This window comes from Pseudomonas sp. AC172 (assembly GCF_979258595.1).
The window spans coordinates 5,196,396-5,217,792 of sequence record NZ_OZ409868.1 but is presented as its reverse complement, the minus strand read 5'-3'; the positions used below and the strand labels follow the sequence as shown (position 1 = coordinate 5,217,792).

The window sequence follows — 21,397 nt, the reverse complement described above, 5'->3', positions numbered from 1 at the left end:
TTGGGGAATATTGGCCAGATACGCCGACCTGAAAAAACGCTGGCGAATCCATAATCGACTGTTTTTTTGAGGTCGGCGTATAGCGCCAGACACTAAGGTCAGTCCCCCCCTTCCTCCGAGAGAGGGCTAGGGTGAGGGCCATTCCAGAGCCTTGCTCAGAGCAACTCACCACACAAATCCAGTTCGATCAGCCGACGCACTTCCGCGGGTTCCAGCCCCGCACCGAGCACCCCGTGCAACTTGCCAAACGCCGCCTCACGGGTCATGCCGCCACCGGACAATACGCCGACACCGCGCAAGCGACTGCCAGCCTCGTAAACATCCAGCTCGACGCCACCCTCATGGCATTGCGTCACGGCAACCACCACCACGCCGTTATCCCGCGCCCGGCCAAGGCTTGCCAGAAACTCAGGGTTGTCGCTCGGCCCTGTACCGCTGCCGTAGCATTCCAGCACCAGACCTTGAATGCCGCTGTCGAGGAGGCCGTCGAGCACTTCGGCACTGATGCCGGGGAACAGTGGCAACACGGCAACCTTGGCCAGTTGCTTCGGCTGGGTGTAATTCAGCGACGCTGGAATCGAAGGCGCTTTTACACCGCCGCCCTGACGCTCCAGACGCTTGAACGGGTGACGGCCAAAGCTACGCACTTTCGCGCAACGGGTCGGCGCCAGCAGTTCGCCGTGGAAGTACAAGTGAACACCCGGCGCCAGACCTTGGCCCAGGCCAACCAGCGCACCGCCGAGATTTTCCCAGGCATCGCTGTCGGTAACACCGGCAGGCAGCATGGAACCGGTGAAACACACGCGAGCATTCAGCCCCAGTAACTGGAAGCTCATCGCCGCCGCACTGTAAGCCAGGGTGTCGGTGCCGTGCAGGATCAGCACGCTGTCGCAGCCTTGCACATCAACAGCATCGACCACCGCTTCACGCAATTGCTGCCAATAGGCCGGCGTCATGTTGGCGCTGTCGATCAGCGGCGACATTTCGCGGAAGCGCCACTGCGGCACGACGAGCTCAGGCTGGCTGTGCAGGTATTCGCGCATCCGCGCTTCGAAACCGGACGCCGGGGCCAGGCCATTGGCGCTGGCCTGCATGCCGATGGTGCCGCCGGTGTAGAGCACCATGACGTTTTGAGCGGCGGGGTAGGTCGACGAATTCATGGGGATTCTCCGGAAGGATGAGGTCCTTGTGGGAGCGAGCCTGGTCGCGATGGCGGTTCATCATTCAACATTGATGTTGGTTGAAAGTCAGCTATCGCGAGCAGGCTCGCTCCTACAAGTTATTGCACCACAATAACTGACGGGCGCAGGGGATGCGCCCGTCATTTACCTGTCAGCGTTGCGCTGCAGGTACGCCTTGCGGCTCGGCTTCGGTCTTGCCGGCAGCGGCAGACGGGTTGGTCGGCCAGGCTTTAAGGTCGAGGTCCAGATCAGCAAATTTGCTGGAGTCGAACACCGGCTGTTTGACGCCGGCGCGACGCTGCCCGTCGTAGTCGCGCATCACGCGCATGCCGACCTTGAACAGCATGGCCAGGGCCACCAGGTTGACGAAGGCCAGGCAGGTCATGGTGATGTCGGCGAAGGCGAACACGGTCGAAAGATCCTGCATCGAACCCCAGACCACCAGCGCCAGCACCAGGCCGCGGAAAATCATCAGCGCGGCGCGGTTGCGGGTGAGGAACTGCAGGCTGTTTTCGCCCAGGTAGTAGTTGTAGAGGATGCAGGTGAAGACGAACAGCGACAGCGCGACGCTGACGAACATGCGACCCCAGTCACCGACCACGGCGGCCAGCGAGTTCTGGGTCAGGACGATGCCGTCACCTTCGAAGCCCGGGGTGTAGAAACCCGACAGCAGAATCAGCAGCGCGGTGCAGGTGCAGATCACGAAGGTGTCGAGGAACACGCTGAAAGCCTGAACCACGCCCTGCGCGCCCGGGTGTTTCACGGCGGCCACGGCGGCGACGTTCGGCGCACTGCCCAGGCCCGCTTCGTTGGCGAACACGCCACGCTTCACGCCCATGACGATGGCGCTGCCGAGCAGGCCGCCAAAGGCCGGGTCGAGGCCGAAGGCGCTCTTGAAGATGGTTTCCAGCATGGCTGGCACGTGTTCGATCTGGGTGCCGATCACGTACAGGGTCACGCCGATATAGGCCAGCGTCTTGACCGGCACCAGCAGGTCGGACACCGAGGCGATGCGCTTGATGCCGCCGATGAAGGTGATGGCCAGCAGTACCGCGAGGACGATACCGGTGTGTTGTGGGTTGAATTCAAACGCGTTCTGCAGCGAGTGGGTCACGGTGTAGGACTGCAGGCCAATGAAGGCGAAGCCGTAGGTGACCAGCAGCAGGACGGAGAACACTACAGCCATGCCTTTGAGTTTAAGGCCGTGCTGGATGTAGTAGGCCGGGCCGCCACGGTACAGGCCGTCGCCATCGGCGCGCTTGTAGACTTGGGCCAGGGTGCACTCGAAGAAGCTGCTGGACATGCCGACCAGTGCGGTCACCCACATCCAGAACACTGCACCTGGACCACCCAAGGTCACGGCGATGCCGACACCGGCGATGTTGCCTGCACCGACGCGGCCGGCAAGGCTGAGCATTAGGGCCTGGAACGAGCTGAGTTGCCCGGCGCTACCCTTGAGGCTGTCGCGGAACACCGCGAACATGTGGAAGAAGTGACGCAATTGAACGAAACGCGAGCGAATCGTGAAGTAGCTACCGAGCCCGACAATGAGCACGATCAGTACTTTCCCTGAGAGGAAGTCGTTAATGACTTCGAGCATGGATTTTTCCTCGCTGTTTATTGTGTAAGCAAATGCTGGATGGGAGAAACATCGTGTTACACCGGTGTGCGCGCGGCACGACGGGTGAGGCGAAGGTTTCGTCCCGGTCCATTTCGCGGGTTTGTTATTAGTTCGGGTTTCACATGGGTTGTGGCCTCGTTACCGACGACCGCTCATGCGAAGAGGGGCGGCACTATACCGATCAGTGACGCGCCCGTCTGCACGGTAGTGGTGCAAGCGACGAAACGAGGGTGCTGAAAGATCAAAAGATCGCAGCCTTCGGCAGCTTCTACAGGTGTACGTCAATCAATGTAGGAGCTGCCGAAGGCTGCGATCTTGGCGGTATCAAATAAACAAAACATTTAACGTCCTGCCCGCAAAGAAGTTAAAAAAAAGGGCCTGGGGACTAAATCCCCAAGCCCTCAAAAGGTGAGAGGTGTCTAGTCCCTCGACCTGGTGAGCGGTGCTACAAGTAATGTGTCGGTTCAGGCTTTCAGCGGAACCAGACGTGGAGCAATCATGTTTTCCGGGCGCAGGATGTCGGCGAGCATGGCTTCGTCGAGCAAACCTTCTTCGCGCACCAGTTCCAGCACGCCGCGGCCGCTTTCAAGGGCGAGGCCGGCGATACGGGTGGCGTTTTTGTAGCCGATGTACGGGTTCAGTGCGGTGACCAGACCGATCGAGTGTTCGACCAGTTCACGGCAGCGCGCTTCGTTGGCGGTGATGCCGACGATGCAGTGCTCGCGCAGCATGTCCATGGCGCGTTGCAGCAGGCGGATCGAGTCGAAGATCTTGAAAGCGATCAGCGGCTCCATCACGTTCAGCTGCAGTTGGCCGCCTTCGGCTGCCATGGTCAGCGCCAGGTCGTTACCGATGACCTGGAACGCAACCTGGTTCACAGCTTCCGGAATGACCGGGTTGACCTTGCCGGGCATGATCGAGCTGCCTGGCTGACGCGCTGGCAGGTTGATTTCGTTGATGCCGGTGCGTGGGCCGCTGGACAACAGGCGCAGGTCGTTGCAGATCTTCGACAGCTTCACCGCAGTGCGCTTGAGCATGCCGGAGAACAGCACGAAGGCGCCCATGTCGGAAGTCGCTTCGATCAGGTCGGCGGCTGGAACCAGCGGTTGACCGCTGATCAGGGCCAGACGCTGTACCGCCAGCGCTTGATAACGCGGGTCGGCGTTGATGCCGGTACCGATCGCGGTGCCGCCCAGGTTCACTTCAGTCAGCAGTTCCGGGGCCAGCGTCTTCAGACGGGCCAGGTCTTCGCCCATGGTGGTGGCGAAGGCACGGAATTCTTGACCCAATGTCATCGGTACGGCGTCTTGCAGCTGGGTACGGCCCATTTTCAGGACGTGATCGAATTCTTTGCCCTTGGCTGCGAACGCCTGAATCAGGCTGTCGAGGCTGGCCAGCAGGGTGTCGTGACCGAGCAACAGACCCAGACGGATCGCCGTTGGGTAGGCGTCGTTGGTCGACTGCGCCATGTTGACGTCGTCGTTCGGGTGCAGGAACTGGTACTCGCCTTTCTCGTGGCCCATTGCTTCGAGTGCAATGTTGGCGATCACTTCGTTGGCGTTCATGTTGGTGGAAGTACCGGCGCCACCTTGAATCATGTCGACCACGAACTCTTCGTGGTAATCACCGCGGATCAATCGGGCACAGGCTTCGCTGATGGCAGCGTGCTTGGCTTCGCTCAGGTGACCCAACTCGCGGTTGGCGTCAGCAGCGGCCTGTTTGACCATTGCCAGACCGACAACCAGTTTCGGGTAATGCGAAATCGGAACGCCGGAGAGACGGAAGTTGTTCACCGCTCGCAGGGTCTGGATGCCGTAATACGCTTGAGCCGGTACTTCGAGGGCGCCAAGCAGGTCGTTTTCTGTGCGGAAAGATGCAGCGGAGGACATGATAGAAATCATCTCGATATGGACCCGGTCTGTGCCGGAACGCTGCGATGCTAGGCTTGTGGGAAATTTTGGGCCAATGCTGTTAAGCACTGCCCTATGCACATTCGGCATAATGCCCATGTGACGCCGCGCGTGCGGCAGACGTGTGACCTGTTTTGGTGCGTGTCCGGGAGGACGTGATGAATCTGGAAAGCAAATGGCTCGAGGACTTCAGTGCTCTGGCCGCCACCCGCAGCTTCTCGCAAGCGGCCGAACGGCGCTTCGTGACCCAGCCGGCGTTCAGTCGGCGGATCCGCAGTCTGGAGGCTGCGCTGGGGCTGACCCTGGTCAATCGCTCGCGCACGCCGATCGAACTGACGGCGGCGGGGCAACTGTTTCTGGTGACCGCACGCACCGTGGTCGAACAGCTCGGCGAGGTGCTGCGTCACCTTCATCATCTGGAAGGCGGGCAGGGCGAGGTGATGCAAGTCGCTGCCGCTCACTCGCTGGCCCTGGGTTTCTTTCCGCGCTGGATCGCGCAACTGCGTAATGAAGGCTTGAACATCGCCACGCGGTTGGTCGCGACCAACGTTGGCGACGCGGTGCATGCGTTGCGTGAAGGCGGCTGCGATCTGATGCTGGCGTTCTATGACCCGGATGCGGCGATGCAAATGGATCCGGAGATTTTCCCCTCGTTGCATTTGGGCCAGACCGAGATGTTGCCGGTGTGCGCGGCGGATGTTGATGGCAAGCCGTTGTTCGATCTTGAAGGGGAGGCGAGCGTGCCGTTGCTGGCCTATAGCGCTGGGGCGTTTCTCGGTCGCTCGGTGAATGGCTTGCTGCGTCAGCGTCAGCTGCGCTTCACCACCATCTATGAAACCGCAATGGCTGACAGCCTGAAAAGCATGGCGCTGGAAGGACTTGGGATTGCGTGGGTGCCGCAACTGAGCGTGCGTGCTGAGCTGGCGCGTGGCGAACTGGTGGTCTGCGGTGGCCCGCAATGGCATGTGCCGCTGGAGATTCGCCTGTATCGCTGCGCGCTGGTGCGCAAGGCCAACGTTCGCCTGTTGTGGCGCAAGCTTGAGGGCGGCGCTGCACAAGGTACAACCGGAACCTGAGGTTGATGAAAAACCCTGTGGGAGCTGGCTTGCCAGCGATTGCAGAGGGTCAGTCACCCTCTCTTTTTACTGATGCGACGCCATCGCTGGCAAGCCAGCTCCCACAGGGATCGGGGGGTGTCTCTGCGCTGACCTTCAAGTCAATAAAACCGGGCATTTGCAGCAGATGACAGATGGTCGCGCGGGGGGCTGTTTATTGCTTTCTTTGCGGTATACTGCGCGGCCTTCGGCCGGCACGTCCGGCCATTTTTCGTACAATCAAGCCACGCAACCTGCGTGGCTTGTTGTTTTATGACGCGCCTGCTGGCGCTCCAGAGAGAAGAGGCGCGACGATGAGTGCACTGGTTGGCGTGATCATGGGCTCCAAGTCCGATTGGTCCACCCTTAGCCACACCGCCGATATGCTGGAAAAGCTCGGCATCCCGTACGAGGTCAAAGTGGTCTCTGCCCACCGTACCCCGGATCTGCTGTTCCAGTACGCCGAAGAGGCTGAAAGCCGCGGCATCGAGGTGATTATCGCCGGTGCGGGTGGCGCAGCCCACTTGCCAGGCATGTGTGCGGCCAAGACCCACCTGCCGGTGCTGGGCGTGCCAGTGCAGTCGGCCATGCTCTCGGGCGTCGACTCGCTGCTGTCGATTGTGCAGATGCCAGCAGGCATTCCGGTCGCCACCCTCGCTATCGGCAAGGCCGGCGCAATCAACGCAGCCTTGCTCTCGGCGAGCATCCTCGGTGCCAAGCATCCACAGTTCCACGCGGTGCTGAAAACCTTCCGTGCCGAGCAGACAGACAGCGTCCTGGACAATCCAGACCCACGTATTGCCTGAGGTTGTTGAGATGAAGATCGGTGTAATCGGTGGCGGCCAGTTGGGCCGCATGTTGGCCCTGGCGGGTACTTCGCTGGGCATGAACTTCGCTTTTCTCGACCCTGCGCCGGACGCTTGCGCCGCGGCACTGGGCGAACACCTGCGGGCCGATTACGGCGATCAGGATCATCTGCGCCAACTCGCCGATGAAGTCGATCTGGTGACCTTCGAGTTCGAAAGCGTCCCGGCCGAAACCGTGGCATTCCTGTCGCAATTCGTCCCGGTCTACCCGAGCGCCGAAGCTCTGCGCATCGCTCGCGATCGCTGGTTCGAAAAGAGCATGTTCAAGGATCTGGGCATCCCGACTCCCGCCTTCGCCGACATTCAATCGCAAGCCGATCTGGATGCTGCAGTGGCTTCGATCGGTCTGCCGGCCGTGCTGAAAACCCGCACCCTGGGTTATGACGGCAAGGGCCAGAAAGTCCTGCGCAAGCCGGAAGACGTGGTCGACACCTTCGCCGAACTGGGCAGCGTCTCCTGCCTGTTGGAAGGCTTTGTGCCGTTCACCGGTGAAGTCTCGCTGATCGCTGTGCGTGCTCGTGATGGTGAAACCAGGTTCTATCCGTTGGTGCACAACACCCACGACAGCGGCATTCTCAAGCTGTCGGTGGCCAGCACCGATCACCCGTTGCAGGCGTTGGCCGAAGACTACTCGAGCCGTGTGCTCAAGCAGTTGAACTACGTTGGCGTGATGGCGTTCGAGTTCTTTGAAGTCGACGGTGGCCTGAAAGCCAACGAAATCGCCCCGCGCGTGCACAACTCCGGGCACTGGACCACCGAAGGCGCCGAGTGCAGCCAGTTCGAAAACCACCTGCGCGCCGTTGCCGGCCTGCCGCTGGGTTCGACGGCCAAGGTCGGCGAGAGCGCGATGCTCAACTTCATCGGCGTGGTACCGCCGGTTGAGAAAGTCATCGCCATCGAAGACTGCCATCTGCATCACTACGGCAAAGCCTTCAAGGCCGGGCGCAAGGTCGGTCACGCCAACCTGCGTTGCGCCGACATGGCCACGCTGCAGGCGCAGATCGTCAAGGTCGAAGCGCTGATCGCCGAGTAACGGCAGTTTCATGTGGCAGCGGCGGAACCATTCAGGGGCCGCCGTTCTCTCATGGCAGGATGCCAAAGTCTGACTAGGCTTCGCATATCTACTACTGAGAGGGAATTGCCATGGGAATTATCGGAACCATCTTTATCGGCTTGATCGTCGGCCTGCTGGCGCGGTTCCTGAAACCGGGCGATGACAGCATGGGCTGGATCATGACCATCCTGCTCGGTATCGGCGGTTCGCTGGCAGCCACTTACGGCGGCCAGGCTCTGGGTATTTATCAGGCAGGTCAGGGCGCAGGCTTCATCGGCGCACTGGTCGGCGCGATCGTGTTGCTGGTGATCTACGGCCTGATCAAAAAGAACTGATCCAAAGCGACAAAGCCCTCTCTGCCAAAGTGGCCGGGAGGGCTAGAATGCTCGGCGATTCACTGTTCCTTCCTTTCTATACCGAGCACCTTCATGCGCCGTCTTCTGTTGACTCTTTTTTTTCTGGGCAGCGGTTTGGCCCACGCCGGCGAACTGCCGGAAACCGACTGGCTCGAATTGATGCCCAAGTCGGATCAAAAGGCCCTCGAGGCCATGCCTGAAATCGACCACAACTCCCCGGAAGCCACCGGCACCTTCACCGAGAAGGGCGGGATGAAACAGGCCAAAGGTCTGCCGGCGGTGATGTATTCGACCAAAACCGTGGCGTCGATGAACGACAAACACATCCGCATCGGTGGTTATCCGGTGCCGCTGGAATCCGATGCCAAAGGTCGCAGCACGCTGTTCTTCCTCGTGCCGTATCCGGGCGCGTGCATCCACGTGCCGCCACCGCCGCCGAATCAACTGGTGCTGGTGCGTTATCCGAAGGGTTTGAAGCTGGACGATATTTACACGCCGCTGTGGGTGACCGGCACGCTGAAGGTTGAAAAGGTCAGCAATGATCTGGCGGACGCGGCGTATGCGCTGGAAGCGGACAAGGTGCGGGTGGTGCAGGAGTCTGATCTCTAACAGTCACCACAAAACAACTGTGGGAGCGAGCTTGCTCGCGAAAGCGGTGTGTCAGACATTTGAATGTCGACTGATACAACGCCTTCGCGAGCAGGCTCGCTCCCACATTTTGTATTGCGGTGCTGGTTAGAGTGATTTGCTCGCGACGCTGACGCCCATGGTATGGCTCGCCCCCGGTGACAGCGTGACGATGTCGTCCATCACGTTCGCGGTCTCGATGCACAGCATGCGCTGCCAGCCATCGTTATCCATATCCGCCAGCGCTGCCGCGCGGTCGATCCACGGGTTCCAGATCACCGCCGTGCGTGAACCGGTAGCCGTCAGCACAATGCGCCGTTCCCAGGCCGGATCGACGATGCTCAGTTGTGGCGGAGCGTCGAGGTAGATGCGGTCGGTCTCACCGGCAAACTGCAGGTCGCCTTGCTGGCTGTTGGTTTTCCAGTCATCCAGCGTCTCGATGTACTTCAAGCCATCCACGCCGTCGACATGCACATTGCGCACATCACTCACTGCGAAATAAGTGTGCAGCGCCTGACTCAGGCTGACGGTGTCACTGCCACGGTTGTGGCTGGTCAGGCTGAAACTCAGTTGCTCGGACAAATGCAGGGTCAGGGTCAGATCGACCTGATGCGGCCAGCCCGGCAGGCCACCGTCGGGGTAGGGCAGTTTGAACTCGACTTTGATGCCATGTTCTTCGGCTTCGATGCCACCCAGCTCCCAATCCATCGCCCGCACCAGACCGTGCGCGGGTGCCGGTTGCTCGCCGGTGTACATGGCCTGCACGCTCTGCGGGTTGCGTTCGAACTTGCCGAACCACGGCCAGCACACCGGCACGCCGGCGCGAATGCTTTTGCTTGTCTTGAAGTCGGCCTTGTCGTTGAGCCAGATGATCGGCGGCTGGCCATCGATCTGATAACTGAGGATGTGCGCGCCTTGCTGGGCCACCAGCACTTCGGCCTGACCGTGGCGAATGCGCCAGCAGTTCAGTTCATCCAGTTTCACCGCTTCAACGTTGGGCGTGTTCATGGGACAGCTCTCGATCAGACACTTGGGACGATTATCGACCGCAAAACGGCCGCGAGGTTTAACGCGCGCGTGGCGGAACCGAGCGAGTGCGGCCGCTGCCGTCGATGGCGACGAAGACGAACACCGCTTCGGTCACTTTACGCCACTCGCTGGACAGCGGATCGTCGCTCCACACTTCGACCATCATCTGGATCGAGCTGCGGCCGATTTCCAGGGTCTGGGTATAAAAGGACAATTGCGCGCCGACTGCCACAGGCACAAGGAACGCCATGCGGTCGATGGCCACGGTCGCGACACGGCCACCGGCGACACGGCTGGCCATTGCGGTACCGGCCAAATCCATCTGCGCCACCAGCCAGCCGCCGAAAATATCGCCAAAGCCGTTGGTTTCGCGTGGAAGTGCGGTGATTTGCAAGGCCAGGTCGCCTTGCGGGATCGGATCTTCTTGTTCGAGCTCTATCATGCCGAGGGTGCCTCTGACCCGTGACTCTTGTTGGTATTGCGGGTGGTAGCCGTCTTCGGGAAAAACGATTCAGCACCGAACCTACTACGTTCGTCACGTTTTCCATCAGGCGCCTAAGGAGAAACTCTGCGAAACCGGCTAATCCCGAGCAAAGGCCGGGCCAACGACGTTTTCGCACAGCAACCCCCTACAAACCGGAGCAGGTTGCGAGTATATCGGTCGGTAGACTCCGCGACGACCATCCGGTTCTCATTTCGACCGTCAATTACGCGCCTCTATGTGCTTTTTCGAACAATTTGCTATGGTGCCGAACCTGCCCAAGCCACCGCCAGCGTTGTTGTGGCGGCAGATCCGACTATAAGAGAAGCCCTTGCCATGACCACAGCGCCTTCGAGCCTCGCGCAGCCCGAGCAACCCGCACGACCGTTGACCCGCAATGACTACAAGACTCTGTCGCTGTCCGCTCTTGGCGGCGCGCTGGAATTCTACGATTTCATCATCTTCGTCTTCTTCGCCACCGTGGTCGGCAAGCTGTTCTTCCCGGCCGACATGCCCGAGTGGCTGCGCCTGATGCAGACCTTCGGCATCTTCGCCGCCGGCTACCTCGCGCGGCCGCTGGGCGGCATCGTCATGGCGCACTTCGGTGATCTGCTGGGGCGCAAGAAGATGTTCACCCTGAGCATTTTCATGATGGCCGTGCCGACCCTGATCATGGGTCTGCTGCCAACGTATGCGCAGATCGGCATGTGGGCGCCGATTCTTCTTTTATTGATGCGGGTGATTCAGGGCGCGGCGATTGGCGGGGAAGTGCCGGGGGCGTGGGTCTTCGTTTCCGAACACGTCCCGCAAAAGCACATGGGTTATGCCTGCGGCACCCTCACCAGCGGCCTGACCGCCGGCATTCTGCTCGGCTCGCTGGTCGCCACGGCGATCAACAGCATTTATACGCCTGCCGAGGTTTCCGATTACGCCTGGCGGATTCCTTTCCTGCTGGGCGGTGTGTTCGGCCTGTTCTCGGTCTACCTGCGCCGCTGGCTGCACGAAACCCCAGTGTTCGCCGAACTGCAGTTGCGTAAAGCCTTGGCTGAAGAAGTGCCGCTGCGCGCTGTGCTGCGTGATCATCGCGGGGCGATTGCGATCTCGATGCTGCTGACCTGGTTGCTCTCCGCTGGCATCGTTGTGGTGATCCTGATGACCCCGACCGTGCTGCAAACGGTCTATCACTTCTCGCCAACCGAGTCGCTGCAATCGAACAGTCTGGCGATCGTGTTCCTGAGCATCGGCTGCATCATTTCCGGCGCACTGGCGGATCGCTTTGGTGCCGGCCGCGTGTTTGTGTTCGGTTGCCTGGGCTTGCTGATCAGCTCATGGACGTTCTATCACAGCCTCGCCGATCACCCGAGCTGGCTGTTCCCGCTGTATGCGCTGACCGGTTTTCTGGTCGGCACGATTGGTGCGGTGCCGTATGTGATGGTGAAAGCGTTTCCGCCGGTGGTGCGCTTTAGCGGCTTGTCGTTCTCGTACAACGTGGCTTACGCGATCTTCGGCGGGTTGACGCCGATGGTGGTCAGCCTTCTGCTGAAAGAAAGTGCGATGGGGCCTGCCTACTATGTGGCGGTGCTGTGCGCGATGGGGATTCTGGTGGGGGCGTGGCTCTGGAAGAAGGGGCGCTGATCCGCAATTTCCTCCAGTAATACCGGCCCTTTCGCGAGCAGGCTCGCTCCTACATTTGGAATGCATTTCAACTGTGGGAGCGAGCCTGCTCGCGAATGAGGGCACCACGAATCATCTTGTAAAACCCGAATGCTGGCCTTTCATCCAATTGTCATATTTCAGCCATAGAGTGTTCACACGGCCTGCTGATACTTGGCCCCGACTTAACACACCCTATCTGCTAGGAGTAAGGCATGAAACTGAAGCGTTTGATGGCGGCAATGACTTTTGTCGCTGCTGGCGTTGCGACTGCCAACGCGTTCGCCGCTGTTGACCCTGCTATCCCGAGCTACACCAAGACCACTGGTGTGTCGGGCAACCTGTCCAGCGTCGGTTCCGATACCTTGGCCAACCTCATGACCCTCTGGGCTGAGAACTACAAAAAAGAATACCCGAACGTAAATATCCAGATTCAGGCCGCTGGCTCCGCCACGGCGCCACCTGCGCTGACTGAAGGCACCTCCAACCTGGGCCCGATGAGCCGCAAGATGAAGGACACCGAACTGGCGGCCTTCGAGCAAAAGTACGGCTATAAGCCAACCGCTATCCCGGTGGCCGTGGATGCCTTGGCCGTATTCGTGCACAAGGACAACCCGATCCAGCACCTGACCATGGAACAGGTTGACGCGATCTTCTCGTCCACTCGTCTGTGCGGCGCCAAAGCCGACGTGAAAACCTGGGGTGACCTGGGTGTGACTGGCGACCTGGCCAACAAGCCAGTGCAGCTGTTCGGTCGTAACTCGGTATCCGGCACCTACGGCTACTTCAAAGAAGAAGCCCTGTGCAAAGGCGACTACAAGCCAAACGTCAACGAACAACCAGGTTCGGCGTCGGTTGTGCAGTCGATCAGCTCCTCGCTGAACGGCATCGGTTACTCGGGCATCGGCTACAAGACTGCCAGCGTGAAAACCGTTGCGCTGTCGAAGAAGGGCAGCACTGACTTCATCGAAGACACCGAAGAAAACGCCCTGAACGGCAAGTACCCGCTGTCGCGTTTCCTCTACGTGTACGTCAACAAAGCCCCGAACAAGCCTCTGGCTCCGCTGGAAGCTGAGTTCGTGAAACTGGTGCTGTCGAAACAGGGCCAGGAAGTGGTAGTGAAAGACGGCTACATCCCGCTGCCAGCCAAGGTTGCTGCAAAAGCACTGGCTGACCTGGGTCTGCAGGAAGGCGGCGCTGAAGTCGCAAAGAAGTAACAAATTGAGTCCGGGGTGAACCCCACCGGACTCAGGTAAAAGGCCGGATCTGCTTGCAGGCCGGCCTTTTCCACACCTCAAATTTTTGATCCTCTGCCAGTCCCGCTGGCGGTGGATTTGCTGCGTCACTGCATTGTCATCTTTCTGTCATACAGGATCGCTAGGGTGAGCGCATGAATGATCTGGCCAATTCCCACATGACTACTAATCCTCCCAAGCGCATTGATTTCAATACGCCTGAGCTGCAACGCAAGCGCCGCATTCGCGCGCTCAAGGATCGCTTCACCCGTTGGTACGTCCTCGTTGGCGGTCTCGCGGTGCTGGCAGCCATCACCCTGATCTTCTTCTTCCTCGCCTACGTGGTTGCGCCGCTGTTCCAGGGTGCCGACCTGACCGCGAAAGACTCGATCACCCCAGCCTGGATGCAGGACGCCGGCAAGCCACTGATGATTTCGCTCGAAGAGCAGAATCAGGTGGCCATGCGCGTTTCCGACAAGGGCCAGGCATTGTTCTTTGACATCGACAGTGGCGCTGAGCTGAAGCGTGTCGATCTGCCGGTACCGGCCGGTGCCACCGTGACTTCCATTGGTGAGGACCAGCCGGGCCATCCGCTGGTGGCCGTGGGCCTGTCCAACGGTCAGGCGCTGGTGTTCCGTCACACCTATAAAGTCAGCTACCCCGATGGCAAGAAAACCATCAGCCCGGCCATCGAGTATCCATATGGCGAGACGCCGATCGCCCTGAACGAAGCCGGCGGTGCGCTGGAGCATGTCAGCCTGAATGCCACCGACACGACGCTGATGCTGGTCGGTTCGACCGGTTCGCAACTCAATGTGTTGTCGCTGACCAGCGAAGAAAACATGATGACCGGCGAAGTCACCAACGAGCAGAAGCGTATCGATCTGCCGCAGATGACTGAACCGGTGAAAAACATCTTCGTCGACCCGCGCCAGCAGTGGCTGTACGTGGTCAACGGTCGCGCCCAGGCCGATGTGTTCAGCCTGCGCGACAAGAGCCTCAACGGTCGCTACAAACTGCTGGAAAACGCTGACGCCGAAGTCACCGCAACCACGCAACTGGTCGGTGGCATCTCGCTGATCGTCGGCGACTCCAAGGGTGGTCTGGCCCAGTGGTTCATGGCCCGCGACACCGATGGCGAGCTGCGCCTGAAGCAGATCCGCACCTTCCAGATGGGCACCACGCCGATCGTTGAAATCACCGCCGAAGAGCGGCGCAAAGGCTTCCTCGCCCTGGATGCCAGCGGCAAGCTCGGCGTGTTCCACAGCACCGCACACCGCACGCTGCTGGTTGATCAGGTGGTCGATGGTCAAGGCGTATTCGGCCTGTCACCGCGCGCCAACCGTGTCATCGTCGAAGCCGGCGGCAAGCTGCAACCATTGCTGCTCGACAACCCGCACCCGGAAGTTTCCTGGAGCGCGCTGTGGAGCAAGGTCTGGTACGAGAACTACGACGAGCCTAAATACGTCTGGCAATCGACCGCCGCCAACACCGATTTCGAACCGAAACTGAGCCTCTCGCCACTGACCTTCGGCACCCTGAAAGCCGCGTTCTACGCGATGCTGCTGGCCGCGCCACTGGCCGTTGCCGCGGCGATCTACACCGCCTACTTCATGGCCCCGGGCATGCGCCGCAAGGTCAAGCCGGTGATCGAGCTGATGGAAGCGATGCCGACGGTGATCCTCGGTTTCTTCGCCGGCCTGTTCCTCGCACCTTATGTAGAAGGGCATCTGCCGGGCATCTTCAGCCTGCTGATGTTGTTGCCGATCGGCATTCTGGTCGCCGGTTTCACCTTCAGCCGTCTGCCTGAATCGATCCGCCTGAAAGTCCCGGACGGTTGGGAAAGTGCGCTGCTGATTCCGGTGATTCTGTTCGTTGGCTGGCTGTCGCTGTACATGAGCCCGTTCATGGAGAACTGGTTCTTCGGCGGCGACATGCGCATGTGGATCTCCCACGATCTGGGCATCACCTACGACCAGCGCAACGCACTGGTGGTCGGTCTGGCCATGGGTTTTGCGGTGATCCCGAACATCTACTCGATTGCTGAAGACGCCGTGTTCAGTGTGCCTCGCGGCCTGACCCTCGGCTCGCTGGCCCTCGGCGCCACGCCGTGGCAGACCATGACCCGCGTGGTGATCCTGACCGCCAGCCCGGGGATCTTCTCGGCGCTGATGATCGGCATGGGCCGTGCGGTCGGCGAAACCATGATCGTGCTGATGGCCACCGGTAACACCCCGGTCATGGAAATGAACCTGTTCGAAGGCCTGCGCACCCTGGCCGCCAACGTCGCGGTGGAAATGCCCGAGTCGGAAGTCGGCGGCAGCCACTACCGCGTGCTGTTCCTCTCGGCGCTGGTGTTGCTGTTGTTCACCTTCGTCATGAACACCCTCGCAGAACTGATTCGTCAGCGTCTGCGCAAGAAATACTCGTCGCTTTAAGCAAAGGTAGAAGTCTGTGAAACAGAACTCCCTGAAAGGATGGTTCAAGAGCGGCGCCCCGGGCGTCTGGATCAGCGGTGGCGCGGTGTCCATCGCGGTCATCATGACCATTGGCCTGCTGGCCGTGATTGCCGTGCGCGGTCTGGGCCATTTCTGGCCGGCGGATCTGGTGCATGCCAATTACGACGTACCGGGTCAGGCCAATCACCTGGTCATCGGTGAGGTGGTACAGAAGGAAGAAGTACCCCGTGCCCGTCTGAAGAGCGCCGGTTTGCCGGTGCCGGATGAAGGTCCGGAATTCATGACCCGCGAGCTGATCAAGGTCGGCAACCGTGATTTGAATGGCAACGACTTCACCTGGATCGTCGGCGAGTGGCTGACCAACCAGACCACGCCGCCAGAACTGATGGCGATCGAACGTCGCGAGTGGGGCAACTTCTACGGCTACCTGGTCAACGTCAAACAGGACGGCAAAGTCATCGCCGAGGGCGAGGCGGCCTGGCCTGAGCTGCAAGCGCGGATCAACCGTGTGAACGGTCTGGCGTCGCAACTGAAGTCGCTGGAAAAGACTGATATCGGTGCGATCAACGCAGGCCTGGAGCGCATCCGTCTGCACGGTCGCAAGCTGGAACTGGAAGGCAAACTCGACGCCACCGCACAAGCGGACATGGAATCCGAGCGTGCCGAGCTGAATGCGCGTTATCAGGACATCGAAGCGCGTCTGGCCGATCTGCATGCGCAGTTCAACCGCGATGCCTTGACCGCTCGCGATGCCAACGGCAAAGAGATTGAAATCGGTCTGGGCAAAGTGGTTCACGCCTACCAGCCGAACGCGATGAGCACCTTCACCAAAGTCGGTTTCTACTTCGGCAAGATCTGGGAATTCCTCTCCGACGACCCGCGTGAAGCGAACACCGAAGGCGGGATTTTCCCGGCAATCTTCGGCACCGTGATGATGACGTTGATCATGGCGATGATCGTCACCCCGTTCGGCGTGCTGGCAGCGGTGTACCTGCGTGAGTACGCCAAGCAGAACACCCTGACTCGGATCATCCGTATCGCGGTGAACAACCTCGCCGGTGTTCCGGCGATCGTTTACGGCGTGTTCGGTCTGGGCTTCTTCGTTTACGTGCTGGGTGGTTCGGTCGACCGCTTGTTCTTCCCCGAAGCGCTGCCGGCGCCGACCTTCGGTACACCGGGTCTGCTCTGGGCCTCGCTGACTTTGGCACTGCTGGCGGTGCCGGTGGTGATCGTCGCGACTGAAGAAGGTCTGGCACGTATTCCGCGTACCGTGCGTGAAGGCTCTTTGGCCCTCGGCGCGACCAAGGCTGAAACCTTGTGGAAGATCGTTATCCCGATGGCCAGCCCGGCGATGATGACCGGCATGATCCTCGCCGTCGCCCGCGCCGCCGGTGAAGTGGCGCCGCTGATGCTGGTGGGTGTGGTGAAACTGGCGCCGTCGCTGCCGGTGGACGGCAACTACCCGTACCTGCACCTGGACCAGAAAATCATGCACCTGGGCTTCCACATCTATGACGTCGGCTTCCAGAGCCCGAACGTCGAGGCGGCGCGTCCGCTGGTGTACGCCACGGCGCTGTTGCTGGTGCTGGTGATCGCCACGTTGAACCTGTCGGCGGTGTATATCCGCAACCACCTGCGTGAAAAATACAAAGCACTGGATAGCTAAGGACGACACGAACCCTGTGGGAGCGAGCTTGCTCGCGAAGCTTTTGGCGGCCGTAAGGGCCCCTTCGCGAGCAAGCTCGCTCCCACATTGAACCGCGTCCACTGGAATATTGATGGAAGCTGCAACAAGCAGTGTTCCGAACCGAATTTGTTAGCACAGGGAGCCTCCCATGCAGCACGAAACACATACCCACGGCATCAACATGTCCGCCCTGGGCCGCGACAAGCAGAGCCTGAACCTCGAACAGGAAACCGTGGCCATCGAAGTACCGGGCCTGAGCCTGTACTACGGCGAGAAACAGGCACTGTTCGACGTCAGCATGAACATCCCGAAACAGCGCGTGACCGCGTTCATCGGCCCGTCCGGCTGCGGTAAATCCACGCTGCTGCGCACCTTCAACCGCATGAACGATCTGGTTGACGGCTGCCGCGTAGAAGGCGCGATCAACCTGTACGGCAACAACATCTATCGCAAAGGCGAAGACGTTGCAGAGTTGCGTCGTCGTGTCGGCATGGTGTTCCAGAAGCCCAACCCGTTCCCGAAGACCATCTACGAAAACGTGGTCTATGGCCTGCGCATTCAGGGCATCAACAAGAAGCGCGTCCTCGACGAAGCGGTCGAGTGGGCATTGAAAGGCGCGGCGCTGTGGGACGAAGTCAAAGACCGTCTGCATGAATCGGCACTCGGTCTGTCCGGTGGTCAGCAACAGCGTCTGGTCATCGCCCGCACCATCGCGGTTGAGCCGGAAGTGCTGCTGCTCGACGAACCGTGCTCGGCCCTCGACCCGATCTCGACGCTGAAAGTCGAAGAGCTGATCTACGAGCTGAAGTCCAAGTTCACCATCGTCATCGTCACGCACAACATGCAACAGGCCGCGCGGGTGTCCGACTACACGGCGTTCATGTACATGGGCAAACTGGTGGAATTCGGCGACACCGATACCTTGTTCACCAATCCGGCGAAGAAGCAGACCGAAGACTACATCACCGGTCGTTATGGCTGATTGAAGCAGTTGCGAGCGGCAAGCTTCAAGCGGCAAGTTAGAAGCGAAGCGGCATGGATCACCACATAACAGCTTGCAGCTTGTAGCTTGCAGCTTTTGGTTAAACGCTTTTTCGGAGCGAATGCATGATTTCCAAAGAAGGCCTCACTCATCACATCTCCGCGCAGTTCAACGCTGAGCTTGAGGAAGTGCGCAGCCACCTCCTGGCCATGGGCGGGCTGGTCGAGAAGCAGGTCAATGACGCGGTGACCGCGCTGATCGAGGCCGATTCCGGTCTGGCTCAGCAGGTGCGTGAGATCGACGACCAGATCAACCAGATGGAACGCAACATCGACGAAGAATGCCTGCGCATTCTCGCCCGTCGCCAGCCGGCAGCATCCGACCTGCGTTTGATCATCAGCATTTCCAAGTCGGTGATCGACCTCGAGCGCATCGGCGACGAAGCGACCAAGATCGCTCGTCGAGCGATTCAACTGTGCGAAGAAGGCGAAGCGCCGCGCGGTTACGTCGAGGTTCGTCACATTGGCGACCAGGTGCGCAACATGGTCCGCGATGCGCTGGACGCGTTTGCCCGTTTCGACGCCGATCTGGCGTTGTCGGTGGCGCAGTACGACAAGATCATCGACCGCGAATACAAGACCGCGCTGCGTGAGCTGGCCACCTACATGATGGAAGACCCGCGCTCTATCTCGCGGGTCTTGAGCATTATCTGGGTGCTGCGTTCGCTGGAACGCATCGGCGATCACGCGCGCAACATCTCCGAACTGGTCATTTACCTGGTGCGCGGCACCGACGTGCGCCACATGGGCCTCAAGCGCATGAAAGAAGAAGTTGAAGGTACAAGCGGCGAAACCGCTAATGTTCCGGGCGATGCTGACGATAAGTAAGATTGCCTGAGAAAAGCGCCCGGCCCTTTGGCCGGGCGTTTTTGTTTGTGCTTTTCATAGGCAGAAGCGAATTAAAAAGCAGCACCCGCGAACGAAAAGTCCCGGCGTGACTGAAGAGTTTTGGCAATGTGCCATCAGCCAGCGTTATGCTTGCCGGGATTTTAATAGGGGTGTTGGATGAGCAAGATCAGTGTGTTGGTCGTGGACGATGCTTCGTTCATTCGTGACCTGGTGAAAAAGTGCCTGCGTAATTACTTCCCGGGGATCCGCACCGAGGACGCCGTCAACGGTAAAAAGGCCCAGGCCATGCTGGCCAGAGAGGCGTTCGACCTGGTCCTGTGCGACTGGGAAATGCCGGAAATGTCTGGCCTCGAACTGCTGACCTGGTGCCGCGAGCAAGACAACCTCAAGACCATGCCGTTCGTCATGGTCACCAGCCGTGGCGACAAGGAAAACGTCGTGCAGGCGATTCAGGCCGGCGTTTCCGGCTACGTCAGCAAGCCGTTCACCAACGAGCAACTGCTGACCAAGGTCAAACAGGCGCTGAACAAGGTTGGCAAACTCGACACCCTGATGAACAGCGCGCCGACCAAGATGAACTCGGCGTTCGGCAACGATTCCCTGAGCGCCTTGACCGGCGGCAAGCCTGCCGTGGTCGGCGGTGCACCGGCAGCAGCGGCGGTCAACCCGTTTGCCAAGCCGGCTGCTGCCGCGCCAGCACCCGCCGCTGCGCCATCGCGTGGTTTGCTTAACAGCCCACCGGTCAAGGCGCCAGTCGCCGCGTCGGCGCCGGCCAGCGGTCGTGGCCAGGGTCAGTTGCGCCTGCCAAGTGGTACTCAGCAATGTGTGATCAAGGCTCTGAGCATCAAGGAAGCGTTGTTGGTGGTGAAACGCACCGACACCCTGCCGCAGATCCTCGACAGCGCCGTGCTCGATCTGGAGCAGGGCGACAACGCCGAGATTGCCCGTCTCAATGGTTACCTGCACGCGGTCGTCGCGTTTGAGCAGAAACCGGACAGCGAATGGCTGCAACTGACCTTCCGTTTCGTCGATCAGGATGCGCAAAAGCTCGACTACATCTCCCGCCTGATCGCGCGCGGCACGGCGCAGAAGCACTTCGTTCCGGGCGCGTAATTTTCGTCGCCTGACAGTCCGCTATCGCGAGCAGGCTCGCTCCCACCTTGGAATGCATTCCAAATGTGGGAGCGAGCCTGCTCGCGAAGGGGCCATCCCATACGCCATCCATTTTCCAGACTGCCTAATTTGAAACATCTGTCGACTAGCCTGGTCTGCTTCACCTGCTAGGCTCATTTCCAGGCCTTCCTTTCGACAGACTCTTGCCCATGCTCGCGCGCCTGCTGTTTTTCTGTGGTCTCTTCATGGCCTGCACCTCGGCTGTGGCCATGACCATTTACAAATCCACCGATGCCAACGGCGTGGTCTCCTACAGCGACCGGCCGAGCAAAGGTGCGCAGGTGTTCGTCTTTCAGGACCGCATGGTCGAACGCCTGGAGCGCCAGGTGTACCTCGATATCAAGAAGCAGAAGGGCACTGACGTGGTCTTCGTGCGCAACGATCTGTATGCGCCAGTCAAAATTGCCCTGGCATTCACCGGACTGAGCAATGTGCGTGGCGCCCCGGCGCAAACCATCCACCGCGTGCTGCCAGCGCGCAGCAATACCCGGTTGGCGCTGCTGACGGCGGTGTCTGGCAAGCAACCGTTGGTGTACACGCCACAATTTCACTATTCTCTCGGCGACCCCGCTGGCATCGCGCAGGGCTATCGCTATCCGCTGCCATGGCGAGGCGGGCCGTTCCGCCTGAGTCAGGGCGCCAACGGCCAATACAGCCACTATGGGCCGAAGAATCGTTATGCGATGGACATCGCCATGCCGGTAGGCACGCCGATCATTGCCGCGCGGGCCGGGGTGGTGGTGAAAACCGAAAACGCACAGAGCGGACGCGGCAACGATGCGTCCGGCAACTTTGTGCGGGTGCTGCACGACGATGGCACGATGGGCGTGTACCTGCACCTCAAGCAGGGTTCGGTGAGCGTGCGTGAGGGGCAACGGGTGGCGGTGGGCAGTCCGTTGGCGCTGTCCGGTAATACCGGCAATAGCAGTGGCCCGCACTTGCACTTTGTGGTGCAGCGCAATACGGGGGAGGGGCTGGTGTCGATCCCGTATCAGTTCGTTCAGCCACTGGGGGCGTTGCCCAACTTTGCGCTGGGCAAGCAGTGATGAGGTGTCTGATCTGACGCCTTCGCGAGCAGGCT

Annotated in this window: 18 protein-coding genes; 13 read left to right on the top strand and 5 right to left on the bottom strand. The window is 60.1% G+C overall.

The window, feature by feature from the left end:
* Positions 1–155: 155 nt before the first annotated feature.
* From ACZ0A4_RS23660 to ACZ0A4_RS23650, 3 genes are all read right to left on the bottom strand, one after another.
* A complete protein-coding gene (locus tag ACZ0A4_RS23660) occupies positions 156–1,160 on the bottom strand; it encodes an asparaginase (protein WP_463576537.1) in 1,005 nt (334 codons plus the stop codon).
* A 172-nt stretch (positions 1,161–1,332) separates the two neighbouring features.
* Entirely contained in the window at positions 1,333–2,781 is a 1,449-nt protein-coding gene (locus ACZ0A4_RS23655; protein WP_463576536.1) for an alanine/glycine:cation symporter family protein, read from the bottom strand.
* A gap of 485 nt (positions 2,782–3,266) precedes the next feature.
* Positions 3,267–4,691, bottom strand: coding sequence for an aspartate ammonia-lyase (locus ACZ0A4_RS23650; RefSeq protein WP_158958425.1), 1,425 nt, complete (start codon positions 4,689–4,691; stop codon positions 3,267–3,269).
* A 179-nt stretch (positions 4,692–4,870) separates the two neighbouring features.
* Here ACZ0A4_RS23650 and ACZ0A4_RS23645 point away from each other — a divergent pair, with 179 nt between their 5' ends.
* The 5 genes from ACZ0A4_RS23645 to ACZ0A4_RS23625 all read left to right on the top strand — a co-directional run bounded on the left by ACZ0A4_RS23645 (position 4,871) and on the right by ACZ0A4_RS23625 (position 8,691).
* Positions 4,871–5,788 carry a LysR substrate-binding domain-containing protein gene (locus ACZ0A4_RS23645; protein WP_463576535.1) on the top strand — a complete coding sequence of 306 codons (918 nt, stop codon included), beginning with the start codon at positions 4,871–4,873 and terminating at the stop codon, positions 5,786–5,788.
* 332 nt (positions 5,789–6,120) lie between these two features.
* The gene (gene purE / locus ACZ0A4_RS23640) at positions 6,121–6,612 is read left to right on the top strand and encodes a 5-(carboxyamino)imidazole ribonucleotide mutase (RefSeq protein ID WP_007920220.1); all 492 of its coding nucleotides are present in this window, start codon (positions 6,121–6,123) and stop codon (positions 6,610–6,612) included.
* A 10-nt stretch (positions 6,613–6,622) separates the two neighbouring features.
* Positions 6,623–7,705: a 5-(carboxyamino)imidazole ribonucleotide synthase gene (locus tag ACZ0A4_RS23635; protein WP_463576534.1), complete on the top strand. Its 1,083-nt coding sequence runs from the start codon at positions 6,623–6,625 to the stop codon at positions 7,703–7,705.
* Between the two features lie 110 nt (positions 7,706–7,815).
* The gene (locus ACZ0A4_RS23630) at positions 7,816–8,061 is read left to right on the top strand and encodes a GlsB/YeaQ/YmgE family stress response membrane protein (RefSeq protein WP_003229635.1); all 246 of its coding nucleotides are present in this window, start codon (positions 7,816–7,818) and stop codon (positions 8,059–8,061) included.
* A gap of 93 nt (positions 8,062–8,154) precedes the next feature.
* Complete coding sequence (locus ACZ0A4_RS23625; RefSeq protein WP_463576533.1) at positions 8,155–8,691, top strand: DUF3299 domain-containing protein; 537 nt, start codon at positions 8,155–8,157, stop codon at positions 8,689–8,691.
* 126 nt (positions 8,692–8,817) lie between these two features.
* Here ACZ0A4_RS23625 and ACZ0A4_RS23620 read toward each other — a convergent pair whose 3' ends face one another.
* Both ACZ0A4_RS23620 and ACZ0A4_RS23615 read right to left on the bottom strand, forming a co-directional pair.
* Positions 8,818–9,717 carry a D-hexose-6-phosphate mutarotase gene (locus ACZ0A4_RS23620; RefSeq protein ID WP_463576532.1) on the bottom strand — a complete coding sequence of 300 codons (900 nt, stop codon included), beginning with the start codon at positions 9,715–9,717 and terminating at the stop codon, positions 8,818–8,820.
* Between the two features lie 58 nt (positions 9,718–9,775).
* On the bottom strand, positions 9,776–10,180 hold the full coding sequence (locus ACZ0A4_RS23615; protein ID WP_003229628.1) for an acyl-CoA thioesterase: 405 nt from the start codon (positions 10,178–10,180) through the stop codon (positions 9,776–9,778).
* Positions 10,181–10,555: 375 nt separating this feature from the next.
* On the opposite strand from ACZ0A4_RS23615, the gene ACZ0A4_RS23610 reads away from it, so the two are divergent.
* The 8 genes from ACZ0A4_RS23610 to ACZ0A4_RS23575 all read left to right on the top strand — a co-directional run bounded on the left by ACZ0A4_RS23610 (position 10,556) and on the right by ACZ0A4_RS23575 (position 21,362).
* A complete protein-coding gene (locus ACZ0A4_RS23610; protein WP_463576531.1) occupies positions 10,556–11,854 on the top strand; it encodes an MFS transporter in 1,299 nt (432 codons plus the stop codon).
* Positions 11,855–12,087: 233 nt separating this feature from the next.
* Positions 12,088–13,089, top strand: coding sequence for a phosphate ABC transporter substrate-binding protein PstS (locus tag ACZ0A4_RS23605; RefSeq protein WP_034152107.1), 1,002 nt, complete (start codon positions 12,088–12,090; stop codon positions 13,087–13,089).
* A gap of 422 nt (positions 13,090–13,511) precedes the next feature.
* Complete coding sequence (locus ACZ0A4_RS23600; RefSeq protein WP_175555629.1) at positions 13,512–15,545, top strand: ABC transporter permease subunit; 2,034 nt, start codon at positions 13,512–13,514, stop codon at positions 15,543–15,545.
* Between the two features lie 16 nt (positions 15,546–15,561).
* A complete protein-coding gene (pstA, locus tag ACZ0A4_RS23595; RefSeq protein ID WP_463576530.1) occupies positions 15,562–17,232 on the top strand; it encodes a phosphate ABC transporter permease PstA in 1,671 nt (556 codons plus the stop codon).
* A gap of 169 nt (positions 17,233–17,401) precedes the next feature.
* Positions 17,402–18,235 (top strand): phosphate ABC transporter ATP-binding protein PstB, encoded by an 834-nt coding sequence (pstB, locus tag ACZ0A4_RS23590; RefSeq protein WP_093429626.1) that lies wholly within the window; start codon positions 17,402–17,404, stop codon positions 18,233–18,235.
* Between the two features lie 125 nt (positions 18,236–18,360).
* Positions 18,361–19,122 (top strand): phosphate signaling complex protein PhoU, encoded by a 762-nt coding sequence (gene phoU / locus ACZ0A4_RS23585; protein WP_007954334.1) that lies wholly within the window; start codon positions 18,361–18,363, stop codon positions 19,120–19,122.
* A 177-nt stretch (positions 19,123–19,299) separates the two neighbouring features.
* Positions 19,300–20,256 carry a response regulator gene (locus tag ACZ0A4_RS23580; protein WP_463576529.1) on the top strand — a complete coding sequence of 319 codons (957 nt, stop codon included), beginning with the start codon at positions 19,300–19,302 and terminating at the stop codon, positions 20,254–20,256.
* Positions 20,257–20,465: 209 nt separating this feature from the next.
* Complete coding sequence (locus ACZ0A4_RS23575; RefSeq protein ID WP_463576528.1) at positions 20,466–21,362, top strand: peptidoglycan DD-metalloendopeptidase family protein; 897 nt, start codon at positions 20,466–20,468, stop codon at positions 21,360–21,362.
* Positions 21,363–21,397 lie beyond the last annotated feature (35 nt).